Source organism: Melghirimyces profundicolus, from assembly GCF_003054245.1.
In the GTDB taxonomy this organism is placed as follows: Bacteria; Bacillota; Bacilli; order Thermoactinomycetales; family DSM-45169; genus Melghirimyces; species Melghirimyces profundicolus.
In genome coordinates, this window is record NZ_QBKR01000022.1 from 1 (window position 1) to 15,515 (window position 15,515).

Annotated in this window: 16 protein-coding genes and 3 pseudogenes; 15 read left to right on the top strand and 4 right to left on the bottom strand. The window is 56.6% G+C overall.

All coding sequences use genetic code 11. The annotated features are described in order from the left end of the window. Positions 1–139: 139 nt before the first annotated feature. The 4 genes from C8P63_RS14200 (at position 140) to glnA (ending at position 3,888) form a co-directional block, all read left to right on the top strand. Positions 140–1,423 (top strand): methionine gamma-lyase family protein, encoded by a 1,284-nt coding sequence (locus C8P63_RS14200; protein WP_245920933.1) that lies wholly within the window; start codon positions 140–142, stop codon positions 1,421–1,423. Positions 1,424–1,439: 16 nt separating this feature from the next. Continuing rightward, positions 1,440–1,916, top strand: coding sequence for a DUF456 domain-containing protein (locus C8P63_RS14205; RefSeq protein ID WP_108025317.1), 477 nt, complete (start codon positions 1,440–1,442; stop codon positions 1,914–1,916). A gap of 184 nt (positions 1,917–2,100) precedes the next feature. After that, positions 2,101–2,514, top strand: a complete 414-nt coding sequence (locus tag C8P63_RS14210) for a MerR family transcriptional regulator (protein ID WP_108025318.1) — start codon at positions 2,101–2,103, stop codon at positions 2,512–2,514. Between the two features lie 33 nt (positions 2,515–2,547). Then, a complete protein-coding gene (gene glnA, locus C8P63_RS14215; protein ID WP_108025319.1) occupies positions 2,548–3,888 on the top strand; it encodes a type I glutamate--ammonia ligase in 1,341 nt (446 codons plus the stop codon). A 48-nt stretch (positions 3,889–3,936) separates the two neighbouring features. On the opposite strand, the gene C8P63_RS14220 is transcribed toward glnA, so the two are convergent. Then, positions 3,937–4,599, bottom strand: a complete 663-nt coding sequence (locus tag C8P63_RS14220; RefSeq protein ID WP_108025320.1) for a spermine/spermidine synthase domain-containing protein — start codon at positions 4,597–4,599, stop codon at positions 3,937–3,939. 75 nt (positions 4,600–4,674) lie between these two features. Then, a pseudogene (locus C8P63_RS14225) lies at positions 4,675–5,255 on the bottom strand (DUF2087 domain-containing protein). A 399-nt stretch (positions 5,256–5,654) separates the two neighbouring features. Between C8P63_RS14225 and C8P63_RS19190 the strand changes: the two are divergent. Then, on the top strand, positions 5,655–5,807 hold the full coding sequence (locus tag C8P63_RS19190; protein ID WP_170109668.1) for a hypothetical protein: 153 nt from the start codon (positions 5,655–5,657) through the stop codon (positions 5,805–5,807). A gap of 204 nt (positions 5,808–6,011) precedes the next feature. Here the strand turns inward: C8P63_RS19190 and C8P63_RS14230 are convergent, their stop codons facing one another. After that, positions 6,012–7,379, bottom strand: coding sequence for an FAD-binding oxidoreductase (locus C8P63_RS14230; RefSeq protein ID WP_425437313.1), 1,368 nt, complete (start codon positions 7,377–7,379; stop codon positions 6,012–6,014). 138 nt (positions 7,380–7,517) lie between these two features. On the opposite strand from C8P63_RS14230, the gene C8P63_RS14235 reads away from it, so the two are divergent. Further along, a complete protein-coding gene (locus tag C8P63_RS14235; RefSeq protein WP_245920926.1) occupies positions 7,518–8,078 on the top strand; it encodes a C40 family peptidase in 561 nt (186 codons plus the stop codon). Between the two features lie 174 nt (positions 8,079–8,252). Here the strand turns inward: C8P63_RS14235 and C8P63_RS14240 are convergent, their stop codons facing one another. After that, positions 8,253–9,434, bottom strand: coding sequence for a CapA family protein (locus C8P63_RS14240; protein ID WP_108025322.1), 1,182 nt, complete (start codon positions 9,432–9,434; stop codon positions 8,253–8,255). A 130-nt stretch (positions 9,435–9,564) separates the two neighbouring features. On the opposite strand from C8P63_RS14240, the gene asnS reads away from it, so the two are divergent. The 9 genes and pseudogenes from asnS (at position 9,565) to dhaM (ending at position 15,489) form a co-directional block, all read left to right on the top strand. After that, positions 9,565–10,854, top strand: a complete 1,290-nt coding sequence (asnS, locus tag C8P63_RS14245) for an asparagine--tRNA ligase (protein ID WP_108025323.1) — start codon at positions 9,565–9,567, stop codon at positions 10,852–10,854. Between the two features lie 109 nt (positions 10,855–10,963). Beyond that, positions 10,964–11,692 (top strand): DnaD domain-containing protein, encoded by a 729-nt coding sequence (locus tag C8P63_RS14250; RefSeq protein ID WP_108025324.1) that lies wholly within the window; start codon positions 10,964–10,966, stop codon positions 11,690–11,692. 176 nt (positions 11,693–11,868) lie between these two features. Continuing rightward, positions 11,869–12,207, top strand: a pseudogene (locus C8P63_RS14255) (ammonium transporter); the annotation flags it as partial. A 112-nt stretch (positions 12,208–12,319) separates the two neighbouring features. Next, a pseudogene (locus C8P63_RS20075) lies at positions 12,320–12,424 on the top strand (hypothetical protein); the annotation flags it as partial. A 108-nt stretch (positions 12,425–12,532) separates the two neighbouring features. Then, entirely contained in the window at positions 12,533–12,706 is a 174-nt protein-coding gene (locus tag C8P63_RS19620) for a hypothetical protein (RefSeq protein ID WP_245920928.1), read from the top strand. Positions 12,707–12,720: 14 nt separating this feature from the next. Further along, on the top strand, positions 12,721–13,281 hold the full coding sequence (locus C8P63_RS14265; RefSeq protein ID WP_170109670.1) for an exonuclease domain-containing protein: 561 nt from the start codon (positions 12,721–12,723) through the stop codon (positions 13,279–13,281). A 192-nt stretch (positions 13,282–13,473) separates the two neighbouring features. Further along, positions 13,474–14,478 (top strand): dihydroxyacetone kinase subunit DhaK, encoded by a 1,005-nt coding sequence (gene dhaK, locus C8P63_RS14270; protein WP_108025327.1) that lies wholly within the window; start codon positions 13,474–13,476, stop codon positions 14,476–14,478. Next, positions 14,475–15,110, top strand: coding sequence for a dihydroxyacetone kinase subunit DhaL (gene dhaL, locus C8P63_RS14275; RefSeq protein WP_108025328.1), 636 nt, complete (start codon positions 14,475–14,477; stop codon positions 15,108–15,110). Before dhaK ends, dhaL begins: the two co-directional genes overlap by 4 nt. Further along, positions 15,100–15,489 (top strand): dihydroxyacetone kinase phosphoryl donor subunit DhaM, encoded by a 390-nt coding sequence (gene dhaM, locus C8P63_RS14280; protein ID WP_170109671.1) that lies wholly within the window; start codon positions 15,100–15,102, stop codon positions 15,487–15,489. Before dhaL ends, dhaM begins: the two co-directional genes overlap by 11 nt. Positions 15,490–15,515 lie beyond the last annotated feature (26 nt).

The following is a 15,515-nucleotide window of genomic DNA, read 5'->3' on the forward strand; positions in this document are numbered from 1 at the left end:
AGATCTCCTCCGTTCCGTTCAATCCTTTTGTAATGAATTCTACAGATCGGACAGAAAACCTGGCTTGACAACGGACTTTTTCACAACGCTTCTAGTGAGCAGTCATGACATAATATCAGCAGTGGAAATGGTGTGTAACGTGTACGAGCATTTCAAACACAGCAGAATTCTGAAAAAGTGGTCTGAAGAAGCACAGCTGCGCATCGATCCGGTCATCCGATCCATCGAAAGCCGGGTGGACACCCACCAATGGCGGTTGCTGGAAGCATACCGGGACGCGGGGGTGGGGGAGCACCACCTGTCATCATCCACCGGATACGGTTATGACGATGCGGGGAGAGAGACACTGGAGGCGATCGTGGCCCGGCTGTTCGGAGCAGAAACAGCCTTGTTCCGTCCCCACATTGTTTCCGGGACTCACGCGATCGCCTCCTGTCTGTTCGGAGTGCTCCGTCCGGGAGACCAACTTCTCTACATTACCGGACCCCCGTACGACACCTTGGAAAAAGTGATCGGAAAGGGTCGGGACGGTTCGGGGTCCCTCGCTGATTACGGGATCTCTTACCAGGCGATTCCGCTGACTCCCGAAGGGAAAGTGGACTGGCGGAGGGTGAGGGAAGAAGCGGGTGCTGGAACCCGGTGTTTCGCGATTCAACGCTCGAGGGGTTATTCGGAGCGCTCCTCCTTCCGTGTGGAGGAAATCGGGGAAATGGTGGAGAAATGCCGGGAAATCTGTCCCGGCGCCGCCGTTTTCGTGGACAATTGTTACGGAGAATTTGTGGAGGACCGGGAACCCACTCACGTGGGGGCGGATCTGATCGCAGGTTCTTTGATCAAAAACCCGGGTGGAGGGCTGGCCAAGTCCGGCGGATACATCGCGGGGAAGAAAAAATGGGTGGACCGGGCCGCAGCGCGGTTGGTCGCTCCCGGGATTCTGGCGGAAGGAGGGGCTACCCACGGATACCTCCGGGATTATTATCAAGGTTTTTTCCTGGCTCCCCACGTCGTTGGGGAGGCGCTGAAAGGGGCGGTCTTCACATCCGCCGTTCTGGATGCCGCCGGTTTTGAAACCACTCCTCGGTTCGACGAGCCCCGTACAGACATCATCCAGCTGATCCGACTCGCCGATCCGAAGTTGCTGGTGGCTTTCTGTGAGGGGATCCAGGCCGCTTCCCCGGTGGATGCCCATGTGCGTCCGGAGCCATCTCCCATGCCGGGATATACGGATCCGGTGATCATGGCGGCGGGCACCTTCGTCCAGGGAGCGAGCATCGAATTGTCCGCCGACGGTCCTCTCCGTCCGCCGTACCTGGCCTACATGCAGGGGGGGTTGACCTTCTCCCACGTCAAAATCGGGGTCTTGACGGCGTTGGATCGGATGCTGGAGCATCGCCGGCGGTTTCCCTCGGAATCGGTACGATGAAAAAAGGGGTGGAAACATGGAACTTATCTGGTGGATATTGACGGTGGGGTTGTTTATCCTGGGGTTTGCCGGTCTGGTGCTTCCCGTCCTGCCCGATGCGCCGCTTCTTTTGCTCGGATTCCTCGTTTACCACTTTTTGATCAACCCGGAGGTCCTGAATCCCCCCTTCTGGATCGGAGCGGTGTTGATCACCATCGGGGTCGTTTTGATCGACTATTTCGCCGGCGGGATCGCGGCGCGAACCTACGGTGGTTCCAAGTGGTCGGTTTTGGCTGCGGTGGCCGGAGCTCTGGCAGGGATCCCCTTCGGACCTCTGGGGATCCTGGTCGGGCCCTTGGTGGCCGTGGTGGGGGTGGAGTGGATTCGTAAAAAGGACTGGCGGGAAGCCCTTCGAATCGGGTACGGGACTTTGGTGGGCTTTCTGGGCGGTCTGTTGGTCAAGGGGCTCCTGATGACGGGGCTGGTGATCTGGTTTGTGTGGCTTGCAGTCTGAGGCCGGTTTCGTGGGAAACCGGCTTTTTTCATTTCCGAGTGGGAACCGGAATGCGCGCGACATGTCCACCGGTTGCTGGTGACCGGCATGACCCACTTTTTTGTAAAAAATCCTTACATCGCTTGACAATATAATCTGACAAACATACAATGAAATCAAAGTTCAACCAAGGGAGGCACTGCTGATGCGCGATGAGATTCGTCGCAACATGCCCCTTTTCTCCATGGGCATCATCACCAAATTGACGGAACTGACGCCTCGCCAGGTTCGTTACTACGAACAGCAGGGCTTGATCCGTCCGGCCCGGACGAAGGGGAATCAGCGGTTGTTCTCATTCAATGACGTCGACCGGTTGCTACACATCAAATCCTTGATGGAAAAAGGGGTCAACATCGCCGGTGTCAAGGAGATGCTGCAGGAAAGAGACCGGCAGCAGGCCCGGGAGAGCCAGCCGGAACCGCAGCCGAAGAAAGCGGTCAAACCGGATCTGTCGGAGGCCGAACTCCACAAGCTTTTGAAACGGCAACTTTCGGAACTGAGTTACAAGCCGAATCGGAGCCATTTGATTCAAGGCGAGTTGTCCCGTTTTTTTCATTAATTCCACATCACTTCTTGAAGGGAGCTCACACACATGCCGAAAACGTTCACCCGGGAGGACATTCTGAAGTCGGTTGAGGAAAACAACGTCGAATACATCCGGCTTCAATTCACCGACCTTTTGGGAACCATCAAGAATGTGGAGATTCCCAAGTCCCAGTTGGAAAAAGCTCTCGACAACAAGATGATGTTCGACGGTTCTTCCATTGAAGGGTTTGTCCGGATCGAGGAATCGGACATGTACCTGTACCCGGATCCGAACAGCTGGATCATCTACCCTTGGGGCGGGACGGAGGATTCCCGTGTGGCCGGGCTGACCTGCGATGTTTACACCCCGGACGGTGAGCCTTTCGCCGGCGATCCCCGCGGTATTCTGAAAAGGGTCCTCAAAGAAGCGGAAGAGATGGGCTTCACCTCTTTCAACGTGGGTCCGGAGCCCGAATTCTTCCTCTTCAAGACGGATGCCCAGGGCGAACCGACGATGGACCTGAACGACAAAGGCGGATACTTTGACCTGGCTCCGCTGGACCTCGGCGAAAACTGCCGGCGGGACATCGTGGTCACGCTGGACAAACTCGGTTTTGAAATGGAAGCTTCCCACCATGAAGTGGCTCCGGGTCAGCACGAGATCGACTTTAAATACGCCAATGCGGTGGTTGCGGCCGACAACATCCAGATCTTCAAGCTGGTGGTGAAAAACATCGCCCGCCGATACGGGTTGCACGCCACCTTCATGCCCAAACCGCTGTACGGCGTGAACGGTTCAGGGATGCACTGCCACCAGTCCCTGTTCCGTGGGAACGAGAACGCCTTCTATGACGAATCCGACGAATTGGGCCTCTCGGAAACCGCCCGCCACTATTTGGCCGGGATTCTGAAACACGCCCGGGCGTTCACGGCACTGACCAACCCGCTGGTCAACTCTTACAAGCGGCTGGTCCCCGGATATGAGGCTCCCTGCTACGTCGCTTGGTCGCCCACCAACCGGAGTCCGCTGGTCCGCGTGCCGGCTTCCCGCGGTCTTTCCACTCGGATCGAAGTCCGCAGTCCGGACCCCTCCGCCAACCCGTACCTGGCCCTGGCGGTCATGCTGAAAGCGGGGTTGGACGGCATCAAGAACAAGCTGGAATTGCCGAAGGAAACCGACCGGAACATCTATGTGATGGACGAGGAGGAACGGAAAGAGGCCGGAATCGAAAGCCTGCCGGCGACGCTGAAGGAAGCCCTGGAGTTGCTGAAGGAAGACGAAGTGATGGTCGAAGCGCTGGGCGAACACGCTCTCAGCCACTTTATCGAGGCCAAGGAAATCGAATGGGACATGTTCCGCACCCAAGTGCACCCCTGGGAACGGGAGCAATATCTGTCCCTGTATTGATCCACCATGAACACCCCTGCCGCCGGGCAGGGGTTTTTTGTTGGATGTTCATTCCGCGGTTTCACTTTTTCGGGCCAAATAAATCCAATCGTGCTGTCCCTTGAAATGAGGAACCGATTCCAGTTTCACTTCAAAAAATTTCTCCAGGCAGTTTACGAACCTTCTGGAGAGTGAAGCGCTCCATACCGAGAGGATGCCTTGGGGTCGCAAAAGGGATTTCAAATGCCGAATCCCTTGTTCCGTATACAAACGGCGGTTCTTGTCGACGACGGTCCAGTCCGGACCGTTGTCGATGTCCAGGCAGATGAGATCAAAGGTGTTTTTTGTGTGTTCCATCCAATCGATGAAATCAGCCTGTACCAGATGGACCCGCGGATCTTTCAGTGCATGGTTTGAAAAGGGAGCCAAAACATCCCGGTTCCATCGGACAATATCCGGCTCGATTTCCACAACGGTCACGTGTTCCACGCGTCGATCGGTCAGTGCTTCGGCCAATGAAAAACCGACTCCCAGTCCTCCGATCAAAAGGTTCCGGGGGCACTGAACACGCTCCAGGGCGGACCGAACCAAAGCTTTTTCGGAATCACCCTGATAGGTGGCCATCAAAAAGGTTCCGTTGCTGATGATTTCGTAATGGCTTCCCCGGCACTGCAGTTGCATTTCCCCGCGCGGCGTTTGACAGCGTTCCACTGTTTCAGGAAGGTCGGACATGGCATTTCACTCCCGGTGATCCGCATTTGATATTCGACAATATGAAATGTCCCTTCCGTCCGGCAGTTCCATCATTCACTCCTGGATTCGGTCCTGCCACAGTTCCGGGGGGTTGACCTCATAGATCCCGTCTTCCCGGTGGAGAAAGTGGTGGGCCACCAGTTCCCGCCGGAGGGTGGCGGTGTCTTGGTGCACCGGTTTCAGGATCCGGTTGATGTTTGTCTCCGAATACCGCTTTCCCCTTTGAAACACCCGGCCAGTCGACGAAGAACGATCAACCGTTTTTTCCGCTGGGCGGGGAGTTGCTTCAGCTTTCCGTCGGGGGTGAAAAAATTCCGATGAACCCCCTGTTCGAAACGGGCCGCGTCCGGCTCCGTCGGACCCGGATCTTCCATCATGTTCAGCAACGCCCGGCTCTTCCGTTTCAGTACATCACGGTCCAGGTGGAAATACTGGGTGTTCTTCACCCGCCGCTGTCGGACCAGACCTGCCTCCCGCAGTCTTGCCATGTGATGGGTTACGGTGGGCGGTGTGATCCCCAGTTTTCCCGCGATCGCCTGACCGTGGAGGGGCTGCCGGGTCAATAGAAGCAGGATCCGGATCCTTGTCGGATCCGCCAGGGCTTTGTGAAAATCGACCAGTCGCTGAATTTGCAATACGAACCCTCCTTCTTTCTTTGTTGAATATCTAATTAGATAATGATCTAATTTATTTGCTCGGTCAATGGTGAGGAGGGGGAGTGATCGTGAAATTCAAATCATTTGGACCCTTGATCGTCCTTTTTTCTTTGATTTGTTTGACTTTTCGATGTTTGCGAATATTTGAGAAGAAACATGGAGCGTTTTGCTTCCGCCACGGTGGTCGGAGCAGAGAGAGGGGAGTTCCACTACGGGAAAACACCCCGTGAACGGAACTACTTTGAAAGGGTGTTTTTATGATGATCGATGCTCGGTATGGAGAGGAAACTCGTGATCCTCGTTTAATCGGTTCAGTTAAGAGGGAGGGAGGATCATGAAACGTTTTCTTGTGCCGAACGGCATTCCCTGGTGACGTTGTTGGCACGGGTTCATCAAAATCTGGTCCGGGTCGTCACAGGTGGAAAAATGGCGATCACTTATCAGAAGGTGGGAAAGAATACGGAAGATCCGACCCCGTTCGCAAATCGCCTGAGCGGCGAACTGGAGGAAGCCGGTTTTGTCCGGATCTGACGGGAATTCCGACCGTTCAAATGCGGCAACGCCGTATGCATCGTGACCGAGAAGCCAGTGGATTCATGAACACCAGGTTTTTCGTATCCGAATATCGGTATCGAGAAAAGGAGCCGTCCGGCTCCTTTTCTTTCTCCGACAGATCTAGAAGAGCTTGATGTAAAAGCTACGGGAGGGCTTTCATGGTTGTTGCTTCCGAACCCGTCACTCTTCTCCGAAGATTTTACCCGGATTGAGGATTCCTTTGGGATCCAACAGTTGTTTGATTCCCCGCATCACATCCAGCGCTTCTTCGTGCTCCCGCCGCTGGTAGCGGATCTTTCCCGAACCCACGCCATGCTCTCCGGTGCAAGTGCCGCCGTGATCCAGGGCATGATCCACGAGGGCTGCGTTGATCCGTGCCGCTTCTTCCATGTCCGCCCGGTCCTGCGGATCGATCATTAGAAGGGCGTGGTAGTTGCCGTCGCCGATATGGCCGAAAACCGCACCGGTCAGGTGGGAGGCTTCAATCAGGCGACAGGCATGTTCCAGGGAGTCGGAGAGGGCCGACAAGGGGACGCATACGTCCGTCACCATTTGCTTTTTTCCGGGGATTCCGTGGAGGAAAGCATAAACCAAGTGGTGCCGGGCTTCCCACAGCCGGGCCCGGGCATTGGATCCGGTTTCGAAAAGGAAGTCGTCGCACCCTTCGTCGGAAGAGAGTTCCTCAGCGAAGGAAGCGTCCCGTTGAAGGCCGGCTTCGTTTCCGTGGAATTCCAAAAACAAAGTGGCCTGTTCGGGATAATGGGTTTGAAAGTGCCGGTTCACTTGGCGGATGGCCCGGGCATCGACCAACTCCATCCGGGCCACGGGAATTCCAGCGGACTGAATCGCTCGCGCGGCCCGGACAGCGGGGGCGATGCCGGGAAAAGAAGCCCGGGCGGCCAGCACCTCCTCCGGAATGCCGTGAACTTTCAACCGGATTTCCGTGAAAATTCCCAACGTCCCCTCCGAGCCGACAAACAAGCCGGGCAGGTGGTACCCCGACGAAGATTTGACCGCACTCCCCCCCGGGCGGATCACTTTGCCGTCGGCGAGGACCACTTCCAGCTCCAACACTTGGTCCCGGGTCACCCCGTATCGAACCGAGGTGGTACCGCTGGCGTTGGTGGCCGCCATTCCGCCCACGGTGGCGTCGGCGCCGGGGTCGACGGGGTAGAAAAGACCGTATTTTTTCAGTTCCCGGTTCAACTGGGAACGGGTGACTCCGGGTTCCACCCGCACCTGAAAATCATCGGGGCGTATTTCCAGGATCCGGTTCATTCGCTCAAAATCGAGTGTGATCCCCCCCTTGAGAGGGATTACATGCCCTTCCAAACTGGAGCCCACTCCGAACGGAACCACCGAAATCCCGTGGCGGTGGGCGAAACGCATGACCCGGACAACATCCTCCCGGCTTTCGGGGAAGACGACCACGTCGGGGAGACGGGCCGTATGATAGGACTCGTCCCGGCTGTGGCGCTCCCGGACCGTTTCGTTGTCCGTCACCTGATCTTTTCTCAAACATTGTTGCAATTCCGCCTTCAAGTCCAATTTCATTCCCCCTTTTCCCCGTCTGTTTTTATCTTAACATTTGGACAGCAGAACCGGCTCCCGAATCTCCTCACATATTTTTTGGGTGCCATCGGATACTAAGATCGTCATGATTTTATCGAAAAAGGAGAAGAGGCGATGCGCACCATATGGAAAGGGCTTGCACTGATGGCCGCCGGGGGGTTGGTGTGGGGATTGGTCGGATGCATGCGGCCCGGGTCCCAACAGGGGCAGGAAAACCGGCAGCCCCGGCAAATGGTCAACCAACCGGATCAGGCTGATGATCGCACGGGAGTTCCCGCTCCGCAGCAGAACGCTTTCGGCGAGCGTATTGTCGAGACCGGACGTCGATATCTGGGGACTCCCTACCAATTCGGGGCGGAGTACGAGGAGAGCGGGAAGTTTGACTGTTCGTCCTTTACTCAGTACGTCTTTGCCAAAAACGGAGTGGATTTGCCCCGCCGTGCGGAACCTCAGGCCCAGATCGGGGTGGAGGTGCCTAAAAACGAGTTGAAAAAAGGGGATCTGTTGTTTTTCAAGCTGAGAAGCAAGCCCAACCGAGGCATCGAACACGTGGGGATTTATGCCGGTGACGGTAAGATCCTGCACACGTACGGACCGGGTGGTGTTCGCTTCGATGATCTGAGTGAAAGATGGCTGGAATGGGGATATGTAAAAGCCACCCGTGTCCGGCCGTAACCGCTCCTCGTCCGAACCGCTGTTGTCAGCGGTACAGCCCGGCGTTCATTTCCAACGCCGGGATTCTTTTATGAAAAATGGCGGAAGAAAATCGCTTAAGTGTAAACAAGTTTGTTACGCAAACAACAAACCGTCAAAAAAACCGTCCATCCAGGGATAGACGGAAAATGGAGATCAGGGGGAAGCCCCCTCTTCCCGTGAGAAGGTGGGGAAGCGTTCATAAGCGGACATGAGGGATGTCGTTCTCTCCCAGGTCCGTTCCAGTGAGATCCGGCTCAGTCCGGGGTACGAAGGAACGACTCGGTTGCCGTTTCGCCGGTCAATCGGAATGACAACAAATCTTTTCACTTGGTTTTGCCGGTATTTGTGCACATACGTGGGGACATAGGAGACGTTCTGAAGCCGGACGGGTTGGCTGGATCCTTCGCGCACCAGATCGAGGTACAGGATCAGGCCGTCGTTGGTGTACGGTTGGGTCTGATCTGAGATGAAGTTTCCCATCGAGTAGGCGACGAACTTCTCCCCGCCGTCCATCTTGATCCGCGTCATCGGTTGCAGGACATGGGGGTGTGCACCAATCACCGCATCCGCTCCGCTCTTCAGGATGGATCGGAACCACCGTTGTTGTTCCCGGTTCGGCTGACGTTGGTATTCCGATCCCATGTGAAGCAGCACGATCACATAGTCGGCACCCTGCCGTTTGCTCAACCGTATGTCTTTCCGAATTCTCTCTTCGTCCATCCGGTTGACCCGATGGTCTTTCCCCGGGGGAATCGGAATTCCGTTGGTTCCGTATGTATAGGCGGCAAAAGAAAGGGTGAGTCCGTTTTTATTAACCAGCACAGGTGATTGACGGCGGTTTCCGGCGGAGGTGCCGACAGGTTGAATCCCCCACTCCTTCAGTTTTTGAAAAGTGCGGACCACACCGGATTCTCCGGCGTCCATGCTGTGGTTGTTGGCGGTGGAGAGGAGGTCGAAGCCGGCTGTCTTTAACGCAATGCCCAGGGCGTCGGGGGAACGGAACCGCGGATACCCCGTGTAAGGAGAGCGGTGGTTTCCGGGAAAGGTGGTTTCCAGGTTGCCCAGGGCGAGGTCGGCCTGTTCCAGGTAAGGCTTGATCTCGCGGAAAAAGGGGCTGTAGTCATAGGTGCGGTTTTTTTGCCTCCCGGAGCGGATCTGGGAAGCGTGCATCATGATGTCCCCGACCACCGCCAAACGGAGCCGGGTGGATGGAGAAGTGGAGTCTGTTTGCCGCTCTTCCCCGGATTTGGAAACCCGCCAGGAAGCCGACGGCAGGCAGGCGGAGGTCCAGAGGGAAAGAACGAGGATCAAGAGCGTCAAAACCGGACGTTTCATGTGACAAGCCCCCCTTCTCCCGTTTATTATTGGCAGAAAACCCCCGATTGACACGGGTTCAGGCTTCGTTGACTCCGGTTTCCGGACAAGTATATAATGGACTGGTCAACAAGGGGATGGAGGTTAGAACGTGCTTACCACCATTGGAAACATATCCGACCATGTCGGAGAATCCGTGCGGTTGGGCGCCTGGCTTTACAATAAACGATCCAGCGGGAAAATCCAGTTTCTGCAGTTGCGGGACGGAACCGGTTTCATTCAGGGAGTGCTGGTGAAAAGCAAAGTTTCCCCGGACATATGGGAAGCTGCATCCGACCTGACTCAGGAAAGCTCCCTTTATGCGGAGGGGACCGTCCGGGCCGATGAGCGTGCTCCCAGCGGGTACGAGTTGGATATCACTTCGCTGGAAGTGATTCAGAAGGCCGAAGAATATCCCATCTCTCTCAAGGAACACGGCGTGGAGTTCCTGATGGACCACCGGCACCTGTGGATCCGTTCTCCCCGCCAACGGGCCGTCCTCCGCATCCGGGCGGAGATCACGCGGGCGATCCAGGACTGGCTGGACAAAGAAAATTTCACGCTGGTGGATCCGCCCGTCCTTACCCCTTCCTCCTGCGAAGGGACGACCAACCTGTTCCACACGAAATACTTCGACGAGGATGCTTACCTCACACAAAGCGGACAGCTCTACATGGAGGCGGCAGCCATGGCTTTGGGCCGGGTTTATTCCTTCGGCCCCACGTTCCGGGCGGAGAAATCCAAGACGCGCCGTCATCTCATCGAATTCTGGATGATCGAACCGGAAATGGCCTTCGTCGATCACGAGGAAAACCTCCGCATCCAGGAGAACATGCTCTCCCATGTGGTCCAGCACGTGCTGAAGGAATGCGGTCCGGAGTTGAAGACCTTGGGACGGGACACGGCTCCTCTTGAAAACGTCAAGGCCCCCTTCCCCCGGATCACTTACGACGAAGCAGTGGAACTGTTGAACCGGGAGGGGATGGAGTTCCAATGGGGAGAGGATTTCGGAGCGCCCCACGAGACGAAGATTGCGGAAACCTTCGATCGGCCGGTTTTTATCACCCATTACCCCACGGACATCAAAGCGTTTTACATGAAACCCGATCCGTCCCGGCCGGAGGTGGTGCTCTGTGCCGATCTGATTGCGCCGGAAGGGTATGGGGAAATCATTGGGGGAAGCCAGCGGATCGATGATCCGGCGCTGTTGGAAGAGCGCTTCATCCAGCACCGGCTTGACCGGAAAGATTACGAGTGGTACATGGATCTCCGCAAGTACGGAACGGTTCCCCACTCCGGCTTCGGTCTGGGGCTGGAGCGGACGGTGGCTTGGATTGCCGGCCTGGATCATGTCCGGGAAACCATTCCTTTTCCGCGCATGCTGAACCGGCTGTATCCGTAAGAAGGTTGACAAACATCCCGGAGCATCGGTGGGAGACCGATGCTCTTCTTATTTTCAAGTCTGTTTTTCCGCATCTGTGGTTGCTATAGTAGGATTGAGGTGAAAAAAGATGGACCGAAAAATGTCGCCGCACTCCGCTCTGGTCGATGTTCTGCAGCAGGGATCGACGGCTTTTCCGGTCGTGCTGTTCAAGGAATACAAGCGGCTGGGACTCAACGAAGGACAGGTCATACTGCTTTTACATATCATCGTGTTCCGGGAAAAAGAAGAGGTTCCTTTCCCGACCGTCAACCAATTGGAAGAGAGAATGAGCGTCTCTGCGGACCAGATTGTGCAGTGGTTGCAGACGTTGGTCCAAAACGGTTTTTTGTCCATTGAAGAGACCGTGGAGGGGGGCATCCGGAGTGAACAGTACTCCATTTCCCCTCTCCTGCAGCAGTTGGCTGCCGCCTGTCTGGACCGGGAACCGGAAGAGCCGGATGATTCCGTTGAGGAAGCTTACGAAAATCTGTTCCAGCTATTCGAAAGGGAGTTTGGCCGTCCGCTTTCACCGATGGAGTGTGAAACCCTCACCCAGTGGCTGGATGAGGACAAGCACCCGGAGCCCCTGATTGTCGCCGCTCTCAGGGAAGCGGTTTTCTGCGGCAAACCGAGCTGCCGTTACATCGACCGCATTCTTCTCGAATGGCAACGAAACGGGGTGCAGACTCCGGAAGAAGCGGCCGAATTTTCCCGGAAATTTCGCACCAAGGGAATTCTCTACCAATCGGAACGATCGGCAGGAGAAGGTGAGACGGGAGAGTTTTCCCTTTACAACTGGGTCAATCAGAGTCCATGACGGAAGCGTCCGCAAGAAATGGAACACTCCGGGCCAAAATAGAACACCGGAACACCCGCCCCGAAGGGCGGGTGATTTTTTGTCAGGAAATCTAACATAATGTCTTTTCAAACGGACGGTGATGTGATATTGTTAAGTCAATGTTAGAAAAGTTAACATAAGAAGGGGAAGGATCGTTGTTGGAGAAAGTGGTCTTGTCACTGGATTCGGTTTGGGTCCTGTTGTGTGCGATCCTGGTGATTTTTATGCAGGCGGGGTTCGCGCTGTTGGAAGCCGGGTCCACCCGGATGAAAAACGCCGGCCATGTTGCCGGGAAGCAAATCCTCGGTTTTTCCCTGGCCGCGCTCGCCTTCTGGGCTTTCGGATACGGCTTGACCTTTGGCGAAGGCAACCCGTGGGTGGGAACCACCGGTTGGTTTCTGGACCTTCCCGCAGAAACGGGGGAGATTCCCCTGGAGATCTCCTATCTGTTCCAACTCTCCTTCGCGGCGGTATCCCTGGCCATCGCCTGGGGCGCCAGCTACGGGTATCCCGAGCAGCTGCCCGCAGCCCACACCGGTCAGGTGGATGTGAAAGAGGGGGGGTATCTGCCGCTGGTGGTACGCCTTCTCTCTTGGGATCCGATCGGTGTCCACGGCGGAACGGATCCGGGGGACCGGAGGCCGCCTGGGTTGGTCGGTGGAGAAGACGGAGTCGGCTCTCTTTGCGCTGGAGGCTTTTCTCAAGATGCGGTTTCGCATCCACAGCGCCGGCGATCCGGGCGATCATCTCGATCCCGGAAGGTTACCCCGGGGGGGGAAGAAAGGAGTTGAAAAAGGCCATGACGGTGACCCGGGAGATTTGGAAGGAAATTCTCTGTCACCGGCCGGGAACCGGTTGATGGATTGGAACCACCCGATTCTCCGGTGGGTCCGGGAAAGAGGGGCCTCCATTTCCGGACTGACCGGAACCCCCGATCTTCGAAAGGAAGCCTACATCCCCTCGCTGCCCGGATCCCTTTGGAGACCCCGCTGAGAGAGGTTCCGTTTGTGATCTTCGACTTGAAAACGACAGGATTTCGTCCCCATCAGGGAGACGAAATCCTCTCCATCGGGGCGGTCCGGGTCCAGGGCGGAATCGCCGGGAAGGAAGGAAGGTTTCACACCCTGGTGCAGCCTGTACGACCGGTGCCGGAAGAGATCACCCTCCTCACCGGGATCACGCAGGAAGAGGCATCCCGGGCACCGGAGCCGGCGGATGCGCTGGAGCGCTGGTTGAACTACATCGGGCAGAGCACCCTCGTGGCCTACGGAGCGGGACACGATGCAGCGTTTATCCGGGAAGCGCTCCGCAAAACCTGGAAAAGCCGACTGACCCACCGAATTCCGGACGGTTGGCAAATCGCCCGGTGCCTGCATCCCGACTGGCCCGACCACTCTCTCGATTCCGCGCTCCAACAGTACGGGATTCCGATTCAAAACCGTCACACCGCCGACGGGGACGCCTGGATGACCGCCCTCCTCTGGGAGAGGATGCTCAACGTCTGCCGCGAACGCTCCATTCACTCGCTGGATCAGTTGTATTCCGCTTTGAACCAAATCCGTTATTGACCCGTCGCGAGACGGGGATTTTTTTGCAAAAAATAAAATAAACTTGTTTGTAACACAAACTTAAAAACATGCAAAATCGGAATCGTCCACAGACGGAGCCCCCAAAGGCGGGAGGAATTGAAATGGTTGAGGAAGAAGAAGTCCCATATCCCGTTAACAGAATGGAACACGTCTATCCAAGGGGGATCTCTGTTGAAAAAAGTGATGAATCAGCCCGAACAGATTGTCAAGGAAATGTTGGAGGGAATGATTCTGGCACATCCCGACCGTCTTCGAGGGATCAAGGAGAGCGGTGTGCTCCTGCGGACGGACGCCCCCGTGGAAGGGAAGGTCGGTCTCGTCAGCGGAGGAGGCAGCGGCCATGAGCCCGCCCATGGCGGTTTTGTGGGGAAAGGGATGCTGGATGCCGCCGTAGCCGGAGAGGTGTTTACCTCTCCCACCCCGGACCGGATCCTGGAAGCGATCAAAGCGGTGGACAGCGGAAAAGGGGTTCTCTGTATCGTGAAGAACTATACCGGTGATGTGCTCAATTTTGAAATGGCGGTGGAATTGGCCGCGGCGGAAGGGATCGAAGTTGATTCCGTCGTGGTCAACGATGACGTGGCGGTGGAAGACAGCACCCATACCACCGGACGCCGGGGCATCGCCGGCACTCTGTTTGTCCACAAAGTCGCCGGAGCCAAAGCGGAATCGGGGGCAACGTTGCCGGAGGTGAAGGAAACGGCGCGAAAAGCGATCGGCCGGATCCGCAGTATGGGGGTGGCCCTGACTCCCTGCACCCCACCCGAAGCGGGGAAGCCCAGTTTTACGCTGGAGGAAGACGAGATCGAAATCGGAATCGGAATCCACGGTGAACCGGGGGTGAAGCGAACCAAACTCCTTCCCGCTTCCCGGCTTGTCCGAACCCTTTTCGACCGGATTCGGGAGGATCTTCCTTTCAAAGCGGGCGACCGCGTGGCGGTCATGGTGAACGGGATGGGTTCCACTCCCCTGATGGAGCTGAATGTCGTCCACAAAGAATTGATGGCTTGTCTCAGAGAAAAAGAGATGAAGATGGTGGAAGCCTGGGTCGGTGAGTATATGACCTCCTTGGACATGGCGGGTTTTTCCCTCACGCTGTTCCAATTGGATGAGGAATTGGAAGCGCTTTTGGCCCAACCGGCGGATAGTGTGACCATCAGGAGGGGCGGGAATTGAACGCGAAGGACGTGGCCGGTTGGTTTCAGCGTTATGCGGATGTGATCGAAGAAAAAAAGGCTTGGCTGACGGAACTGGATTCCGCCGTCGGAGACGGGGACCACGGGGCAAATATGGCCCGGGGATGGAAGGAGGTCCGGAATCAGTTGAAGACGTTTGAAGGCGGATTGCCGGAAGTTTTTCTCTTGGTCAGCCGCACACTGATCTCCAAGGTGGGGGGCGCTTCCGGTCCTCTGTACGGAACGGCGTTTTTGCGCATGTCCATGTTCCTCAAAGGAAAAGAGGAGATCGGTCATGACGACTGGCCCGCGTTATTGAAGGCAGCTTCCGAAGGGATCGGACAACGGGGAAAAGTGAACGGCGGGGAAAAGACCATGTACGATGTCTGGGCCGTTGTCAGTGAGACGGCGGAGAAGAGGGCGGGGGAGCCTGTCCGGACCTCACACCTTCTCGAGTGGGCCCGTGAAAAAGCGGAGGCAATCCGGGACCTTCGGGCATTGAAGGGGAGGGCCGCTTATCTGGGGGACCGCAGTGTCGGTCACAGGGACCCCGGAGCGGAGTCCACGGTCCTGCTGTTTGAAACTCTCCACCAAACCGTTTCTTCCCGGGGAGGGAACGGCCGTGAAAGATAAGGTCGGATTATTGTTGGTGTCACACAGCGAGCGGTTGGCCTTGGGAACCCATGAATTGATATCGGCGATGGCGCGGGACGTGCCCATCCGAATTGCCGCCGGGGACGGGGAAGGGGGACTCGGAACGCGGGCGGAAGCGATCGAAGAGGCGGTTCCCTCCGAATGGGAGCATGTGCTTCTTCTGTTCGATATGGGAAGCGCCCGGATGAATGCCGAGATGGCAGCGGAGATGCTGACCGCCCGAGGCTGTGGTGTCACCATCATTGACGCCCCTTTCGTGGAGGGGGCCCTGACCGCCGCCATGGCCATTCAAGTGGGGAAAACTCCCTCCGAGGCGGTGAAAGAAGCGGAAGCCACCCGAAGGTCCAAAATGAATTGACCCCACAGGGAAAAGCAGCCGATTTC

What these genes read in the sequence shown, in the direction of transcription:
- C8P63_RS14205 (WP_108025317.1), top strand. Translation starts at nt 1,440, where the DNA reads ATGGAACTTATCTGGTGGATATTGACGGTGGGGTTGTTTATCCTGGGG.
- C8P63_RS14210 (WP_108025318.1), top strand. Translation starts at nt 2,101, where the DNA reads ATGCGCGATGAGATTCGTCGCAACATGCCCCTTTTCTCCATGGGCATC.
- glnA (WP_108025319.1), top strand. Translation starts at nt 2,548, where the DNA reads ATGCCGAAAACGTTCACCCGGGAGGACATTCTGAAGTCGGTTGAGGAA.
- C8P63_RS14220 (WP_108025320.1), bottom strand. Translation starts at nt 4,599, where the DNA reads ATGTCCGACCTTCCTGAAACAGTGGAACGCTGTCAAACGCCGCGCGGG.
- C8P63_RS14235 (WP_245920926.1), top strand. Translation starts at nt 7,518, where the DNA reads ATGCGCACCATATGGAAAGGGCTTGCACTGATGGCCGCCGGGGGGTTG.
- C8P63_RS14240 (WP_108025322.1), bottom strand. Translation starts at nt 9,434, where the DNA reads ATGAAACGTCCGGTTTTGACGCTCTTGATCCTCGTTCTTTCCCTCTGG.
- C8P63_RS14250 (WP_108025324.1), top strand. Translation starts at nt 10,964, where the DNA reads ATGGACCGAAAAATGTCGCCGCACTCCGCTCTGGTCGATGTTCTGCAG.